Annotated in this window: 1 protein-coding gene; it reads right to left on the bottom strand. The window is 75.6% G+C overall.

Annotated elements, in window-relative coordinates:
• On the bottom strand, positions 1–1,044 hold a 1,044-nt coding region (locus tag D7231_RS35760; RefSeq protein ID WP_120760553.1), incomplete at both ends, for a GAF domain-containing protein.

The following is a 1,044-nucleotide window of genomic DNA, read 5'->3' on the forward strand; positions in this document are numbered from 1 at the left end:
CCCGGGCGCCGGGCAGCGGGATCACGTCGAACCAGTCCCCGCCGACCCCGGCCTGCGCGGGCAGGTACCGGTGGGCCACCTGAAGCGCGGACTGCCCGGCCAGGGCCTGGGGCAGCAGGCTGCGCTGGAGCGTGACGGCGGTGGCGCGCTCGCGGGTGTAGCGGCGGGCGTTGTCGATGGCGACCGCCGCCCGCGCCGCCAGCTCCCCGGCGAACGACACGTCCTCGGGCCCGAACGGCTCCGGGGTCTCCCGCCGCCAGAAGTCGGCCAGGCCCAGCACCACGCCACGGGCCCGCAGCGGCACGGAGATCAGCGAGTGGACGCCGTACTCCAGAATCCGTGCGGCCCGCTCCGGGTCCTGGGCCCGCCAGCCCTTGGCCGTGCGCATGTCGGCCTCCAGCAGCGCCTCGCCGCTGGTGATGCTCCTGGCCTGCGGCGTGGCCGACACGTAAACGATCTTCTCGCCCACCGGGTACAGCGGCGTGTCCGGCGTGAAGCCCCTGGCGGCCGTGCGGCGCATCTCGGTGGTCCGGTCCTCCGCGTCGCCGCCTCGCAGGACCGGCTCCAGGAGCTCGACGGTGACGATGTCCGCAAAGCGCGGGACCGCCACCTCGGCCAGCTCCTCGGCGGTGCGCGCCACGTCCAGGGTGGTGCCGACCTTCACGCCCGCGTCATAGAGAAGCCGCAGACGCTCCCGCGCCGCCTCCGCCCGGCCCGCCAGCGCCCGCAGCTCGGTGGAATCCCGCAGCGTCACCGCGCTCCCCGCCGGCCCGCCGTAAGGCGCGGTCGAGCGGACGTTCACCGCCACCAGGCGCTCCCCGGCCAGCCGCACCTCGTCGCTCGCCGCCCGCCCCGAGACCAGCAGCTCGACGAGGCGCGGGTCCAGACCCAGATCGGTGACACGGCGGCCCTCCGCATCCTCCGGCAGGCCGAGGAGCCGCCGCGCCTCGTCGTTGCCCAGCAGCAGCCGCCCGTCCTCCCCGACGATCAGCACTCCCTCCCGCACGGCGTGCAGCACCGCGTCGTGGTGCTGGTACATCCGCA

The organism is Streptomyces klenkii (assembly GCF_003626645.1).
Taxonomy (GTDB): Bacteria; Actinomycetota; Actinomycetes; order Streptomycetales; family Streptomycetaceae; genus Streptomyces; species Streptomyces klenkii.